The sequence below is a fragment of the Caballeronia sp. genome (assembly GCF_049581465.1).
Lineage (GTDB): Bacteria > Pseudomonadota > Gammaproteobacteria > Burkholderiales > Burkholderiaceae > Caballeronia.
The window spans coordinates 1-5,630 of sequence record NZ_JBAUSA010000046.1 but is presented as its reverse complement, the minus strand read 5'-3'; the positions used below and the strand labels follow the sequence as shown (position 1 = coordinate 5,630).

Here is a 5,630-nt window from a genome sequence, read left to right as displayed (position 1 = left end):
GAGCTCGGCCACCGGCGGCGAGCCGGATGCAACGACGTGCGCGCCCACCCAGCGACGCCAGCGTGCCGTTGCGCGGGCCGAAGTCGAAGCTGCGAAAGCCTCCGATTATCTGACCCGATGGAGGAGTGAACGACAACTCGCTACCCGTGCCGCCAATTGCAATTGCCGCCAATGCCGGTTGCATTCGCAAAAGGATGCGGCTGCCGTCGCGATCGGCGAACAGCCCCCAGCCGCAGGACCAGTCCGTCATGCCGCCATCGCAAGGCTTCCCCATCGCGAGACACACACGTGCGGCGTTGATACGGCACAGCGTCACGCGCGCGCCAAGCCTGATCGCTTCCGAACGCGCCAACACGAGCGTCGCAATCATCGCGCGGGCTCGCGCGTCGATTTGGTCCCGTTGGTGCCACGCCACAAACGACGGTGTTGAAAAGGTCGCGAGAACCGCAATGACCGCGAGCACCACTGCGAGCTCGACCAGCGTGAAGCCTGAAAAGCATCGTGCATTCATCTGCATCCCTCATCGATTTGAACCGGCCAGCGCTCAATCTAAAGGGAATTTTCGATGGCCGCCATTGGCCGATCGGACGACTATCGGACGTGCATAAGCCTCGACATACTGTCGAAACAAGTCACGTGCGGAATGCTTCGGGGGGAAGGGAAATGCAGAAACGCTTAGCGTTTGCGAGGACTGGTTTTGCGCGGCGTGGTACGCCGGAATTCTTCAAGCACGTCTTCGAATTCGGACACGTCTTCAAAGCGTTTGTAGACCGACGCGAAACGCACGTAAGCAATGGTGTCCAACTGGCGCAACTCGTTCATCACGAGTTCGCCGAGCCGGTCACTGCGAACCTCGCGTTCGCCGCTCCCCAGCAGTTGGTATTCAATACGCGCGACGGCTGCATCAATGGCGTCAGCTGCAACCGGCCGCTTGCGCAGCGCCAGTTGCATGCTTGCTACCAGCTTCGTGCGCACGAATTCGGCGCGGCTGCCATCCTTTTTAACCACGGATGGCAACGCGAGTTCCACGCGTTCGTACGTGGTGAACCGCTTGTCGCAAGCGGGACAACGACGACGCCGACGAATCGCCGCCCCGTCTTCGGAGACACGCGAATCCGCGACTTGCGTGTCTTCGTGACGGCAGAAGGGGCAGCGCATTGCTTAGCCGTAGACCGGGAACTGTTTCGTCAGCACGGAGACCTTCGTGCGCACGCGTTCGAGGTTCGCTTCGTCTTCCGGGGCGTCGAGCACGTCGGCAATCAGGTTACCCACCTGCTCGGCCTCCGCCACGCCAAAACCGCGCGTGGTCATGGCCGGCGAGCCGAGGCGCACGCCGCTGGTAACGAACGGCTTTTCCGGGTCGTTCGGAATCGCGTTCTTGTTGACGGTGATATGCGCCTTGCCCAGCGCAGCTTCCGCGGCCTTTCCGGTAATGTGCTTGGCACGCAGGTCGACGAGCATGACGTGACTTTCCGTACGGCCCGACACAATCCGCAAGCCGCGCTTCACCAGCGTTTCAGCCAGCACGCGTGCGTTATCCGCAACCTGTTGTTGATAGACCTTGAATTCCGGCGACAACGCTTCCTTGAACGCCACGGCCTTAGCCGCGATGACGTGCATCAGCGGACCGCCCTGGATGCCCGGAAAGATGGCCGAGTTGATTTGCTTCTCATATTCGGCCTTCATCAGGATCACACCGCCGCGCGGGCCGCGCAGGCTCTTGTGCGTGGTCGTCGTGACGAAATCGGCGAACGGCACCGGATTCGGATAGATGCCCGCTGCGACCAGGCCAGCGTAATGCGCCATGTCGACCATGAAATAGGCGCCGACGCTTTTGGCGATTTTCGACAACCGCTCAAAGTCGATCTTCAATGCAAATGCCGACGCGCCGGCAATGATCAGCTTAGGCTTGTGCTCTTTAGCCAGTTCTTCGGTCCGGTCGTAGTCAATGTCTTCGGCTTCGTTCAAGCCGTAGCTCACCACGTTGAACCACTTGCCCGACATGTTCACCGGCGAACCGTGCGTAAGGTGACCGCCTTCCGCGAGGCTCATGCCCATGATGGTGTCGCCCGGCTTCAGCATGGCGAAGAACACACCTTGATTGGCTTGCGAGCCGGAATTCGGCTGCACGTTCGCCGCCTCGGCGCCGAACAGTTGCTTCACGCGGTCAATCGCCAGTTGCTCGACAACGTCGACATACTCGCAGCCGCCGTAATAGCGCTTGCCCGGGTAGCCTTCTGCGTACTTGTTCGTGAGTTGCGTGCCTTGCGCCGCCATGACGGCCGGACTCGTGTAGTTTTCGGACGCAATCAGTTCGATGTGATCTTCCTGGCGCCGGTTTTCCTGCTCGATCACCGCGAACAATTCCGGATCGACTTGGGCGATGGTGCTTTGGGCTCTATCAAACATACGTTTTCCGTTGAATGGTGTCAGTTGACCGGGTCGCGCGTGCGCAGTGGCGGCGCCAATCGGATGCGAAACAGGATGGGTCCCAAGCGAGGCGGAAGAGTGAAGCTCCGGTTACGCGAAAGGACAGCCACCGGCGACGCAACGACTGCGTGCGGATCTCGGCTGCCCAGGCGAACGGCAAAACGGCACCCTGCGCTTCCCGGTGGGTTGATCCACCTTTAGGACCCGAAAGTCCGTTTCGCCAGTCACGCAGGGTTGAAGCGCCCTAGTTTAATGGGACGCTGGAGAATAGGCAACCGGAGGCCGGGAGCCCGCACGTGCGCGGCAAAGGCAGTTGTGTACTCCGCAATTGACTGAGGAATGAAAAGGGAAATCGCAGCGCTTGGCGCTACGATTCATAGTTACTGGAAGGAAAAGAAACGGGCATGAAACAAAAATGAAAGTGAACCAAAACCGTGAAAACTTGCCGCCTCGCAACAATGGAAGTACGCTAATCGCCTTTCCGGACGCACCTCCGCGCCGCGCAATCATCCCTTTCAGCAACCTGACGCTCCGGTTGCATGTGACTCACCTGACTCACTGACTAACACTAACGGAACCCGCAAATGATCGTATTCGTCACTGGCGCTTCCGCCGGCTTCGGCGCCGCCATCGCCCGCACGTTTGTAAACGGGGGCCATCGCGTGATCGCGACCGCTCGCAGGAAGGACCGGCTTCTCGCTTTGTCGAACGAACTCGGCGACGCACTCCTGCCCGTTGAACTCGACGTTCGCGACGACGCAGCCATCAAGGCCGTCATCGCTTCCCTGCCTGAAGCATTTTCGCAAATCGACGTGCTCGTCAACAATGCCGGCCTGGCGCTTGGTCTCGAACCGGCGCAGCGCGCGAGTATCGACGACTGGAACAACATGATCGATACCAACTGCAAGGGTCTCGTCACCGTGACGCATGCGCTGCTGCCCGGCATGGTCGAGCGCAACTGCGGACACGTGTTCAACCTGAGCTCGATTGCCGCCACCTACCCGTACCCCGGCGGCAATGTCTACGGCGCGACCAAGGCGTTCGTCCGCCAGTTCAGCTTGAACCTGCGGGCCGACCTGACGGGCACGGCGTTGCGCGTCACCGACATCGAACCGGGCCTGTGCGGCGGAACCGAATTCTCGAACGTCCGCTTCAAGGGCGACGACGCGAAGGCGGCCAACGTCTACAAAGATGTGCAGCCGCTCACGGCCGAGGATATTGCCGACACGATCTACTGGGTCGCCACACGACCGGCGCACGTCAACATCAACGCCATCGAGATGATGCCGGTTGCGCAATCGTTCGGCCCGCTGACCGTGCATCGCGGTTAGACAGGAAGCAGCGCAACGGCGTCCGAGCAGATTTTGAAGCCGGAAGATTTCGAGATAGATGCCCGGACCGAAGCCGATGGAACCGGTTTTCGCAGTCGATTTGCCGCTTCCGGTAAAATGGGCGGATGAACATGTCTTCCAGCGAGCCTCAGCAGGCGAAGGGCCTATTGACCTTCGATTGGCCGGTCCGGGTCTATTACGAAGATACCGACGCCGGCGGCATCGTCTTCTACGCGAACTACCTGAAGTTCTTCGAACGGGCGCGCACCGAATGGCTACGCGCGTGCGGCGTTGACCAGCGCAAGCTGGCCGACTCGGACGGCGTCTTGTTTGTCGTGAAGCGCACGGCGCTCGATTATTCGGCACCCGCGCGACTCGACGATGTCATCCACGTGATCAGTCGCATTCAGCGGCTGGGCCGCGCGTCGGTCGATTTCCACCAGGAAGCGTGGCGGGACGGCGTCTTGCTGGCAACGGGCGACATCAAGGTAGCATCGGTCAGTCTTGCGGCCATTCGTCCGGTTGCAATCCCGGAATCGGTGCTTTCCGCGTTGCGCAGCGGTCCGCGGACGCATGCGCGGTCAACCATCCAGGCCTCGACACCGTTTTGAATCATTCTGTGCAAAAAAGCCCATGTAGCGAACCTTTCAGCCTGGTAACACCCTGAAAACAAGTCGAGCCTGCGAGAAACCGTGCAGGCCCAGCAGCAGTACCAAGCACACACCTGCGGAAGCCGTCATCAATTCGGCGTTTCTTCGGCCGGACGCCCCTTTGGGACGTAATAGCGGACATTTATGAACACTACACAAGATCTGTCGATAATTTCCCTTGTCATCCATGCGAGCCTGCTGGCGCAGGCCGTCATGGCGCTGTTGCTGCTGCTGTCATTGTTGTCGTGGACATACATCATTCGGAAATGGTTTGCCATTCGCCGCGCCCGCAACCAGACCGAGCGTTTCGAGCGTGATTTCTGGTCCGGCGGTGATCTCCAGGCGCTGTATCAAAGCGCGGCGAACAATCGCCACACGATCGGTGCGCTGGAACGGATTTTCGAATCGGGGATGCGTGAATTCCTGAAGGGCAAGGAGCGCCGCATGAGCGATCCGGCTGCGATCCTCGATGGTTCGCGTCGTGCCATGCGCGCCGCCTTCCAGCGCGAAATGGACGTACTCGAAGTCAATCTCGCGTTTCTCGCGTCCGTGGGTTCGGTCAGTCCTTACATTGGCTTGTTCGGTACGGTTTGGGGCATCATGAATTCCTTCCGCGGCTTGGCAAACGTCCAGCAGGCCACGCTTGCGAACGTCGCGCCGGGTATTGCCGAGGCCTTGGTCGCAACCGCAATCGGCCTGTTCGCGGCAATTCCTGCCGTGGTCGCATACAACCGCTACGCGCACGACATCGACCGTCTGGCCATTCGCTTCGAGACGTTCATCGAAGAGTTCTCGAACATTCTGCAACGCCAGGCACATTAAGGAGTTCACGATGGCCGGAGGTCCAATGCGTTCCAGCATGCGCGGCAGTTCAAGGCGCGCCATGTCCGACATCAACGTCGTGCCGTATATCGACGTGATGCTCGTGCTGCTTGTCATCTTCATGGTGACCGCCCCGCTCGTATCGCCGTCGATCATCAACCTGCCGACGGTTGGCAACGCCGCGCCGCAAGAACAGACGCCGCCGGTCGTGGTCAATATCAAAGCCGACGGCAGCATGACCGTACGCTATAAGGACGATGCCGGCGCGTCGCAGCAAGAAAGCATGTCGCGAACCGACCTGAACACGTTTGTGCTGAACCGGCAGGAATTGCACCCCGATCAGCCCGTCGTGATCGCGGCGGACAAAACCGTCCGTTATGAAATCGTCATGAATGTG

The 5,630-nt window shown here is 60.0% G+C and carries 7 protein-coding genes and 1 riboswitch; of the genes, 4 read left to right on the top strand and 3 right to left on the bottom strand.

Features of this window, described 5'->3' with window-relative positions:
* The 3 genes from WCA53_RS00935 to glyA all read right to left on the bottom strand — a co-directional run.
* On the bottom strand, nt 1–517 hold a 517-nt coding region (locus WCA53_RS00935; RefSeq protein ID WP_423904360.1), incomplete at its 3' end, for a GspH/FimT family pseudopilin.
* Between the two features lie 158 nt (nt 518–675).
* Nucleotides 676–1,158: a transcriptional regulator NrdR gene (nrdR, locus tag WCA53_RS00930; RefSeq protein ID WP_423904357.1), complete on the bottom strand. Its 483-nt coding sequence runs from the start codon at nt 1,156–1,158 to the stop codon at nt 676–678.
* A gap of 3 nt (nt 1,159–1,161) precedes the next feature.
* Nucleotides 1,162–2,409 (bottom strand): serine hydroxymethyltransferase, encoded by a 1,248-nt coding sequence (gene glyA, locus WCA53_RS00925; RefSeq protein WP_423904354.1) that lies wholly within the window; start codon nt 2,407–2,409, stop codon nt 1,162–1,164.
* Nucleotides 2,410–2,566: 157 nt separating this feature from the next.
* A riboswitch (ZMP/ZTP riboswitch) is annotated at nt 2,567–2,668 on the bottom strand.
* A gap of 346 nt (nt 2,669–3,014) precedes the next feature.
* Between glyA and ydfG the strand changes: the two genes are divergently transcribed.
* The 4 genes from ydfG to WCA53_RS00905 all read left to right on the top strand — a co-directional run.
* Nucleotides 3,015–3,761, top strand: coding sequence for a bifunctional NADP-dependent 3-hydroxy acid dehydrogenase/3-hydroxypropionate dehydrogenase YdfG (ydfG, locus tag WCA53_RS00920; protein WP_423904351.1), 747 nt, complete (start codon nt 3,015–3,017; stop codon nt 3,759–3,761).
* A gap of 131 nt (nt 3,762–3,892) precedes the next feature.
* The gene (gene ybgC / locus WCA53_RS00915) at nt 3,893–4,372 is read left to right on the top strand and encodes a tol-pal system-associated acyl-CoA thioesterase (RefSeq protein ID WP_423904348.1); all 480 of its coding nucleotides are present in this window, start codon (nt 3,893–3,895) and stop codon (nt 4,370–4,372) included.
* Nucleotides 4,373–4,555: 183 nt separating this feature from the next.
* Nucleotides 4,556–5,233, top strand: a complete 678-nt coding sequence (tolQ, locus tag WCA53_RS00910) for a protein TolQ (RefSeq protein WP_423904344.1) — start codon at nt 4,556–4,558, stop codon at nt 5,231–5,233.
* Nucleotides 5,234–5,243: 10 nt separating this feature from the next.
* On the top strand, nt 5,244–5,630 hold a 387-nt coding region (locus WCA53_RS00905), incomplete at its 3' end, for an ExbD/TolR family protein (protein WP_423904340.1).

Coding starts and splice junctions, on each gene's coding strand:
- ydfG (WP_423904351.1), top strand. CDS start 3,015: ATGATCGTATTCGTCACTGGCGCTTCCGCCGGCTTCGGCGCCGCCATC.
- tolQ (WP_423904344.1), top strand. CDS start 4,556: ATGAACACTACACAAGATCTGTCGATAATTTCCCTTGTCATCCATGCG.
- nrdR (WP_423904357.1), bottom strand. CDS start 1,158: ATGCGCTGCCCCTTCTGCCGTCACGAAGACACGCAAGTCGCGGATTCG.
- glyA (WP_423904354.1), bottom strand. CDS start 2,409: ATGTTTGATAGAGCCCAAAGCACCATCGCCCAAGTCGATCCGGAATTG.
- ybgC (WP_423904348.1), top strand. CDS start 3,893: ATGTCTTCCAGCGAGCCTCAGCAGGCGAAGGGCCTATTGACCTTCGAT.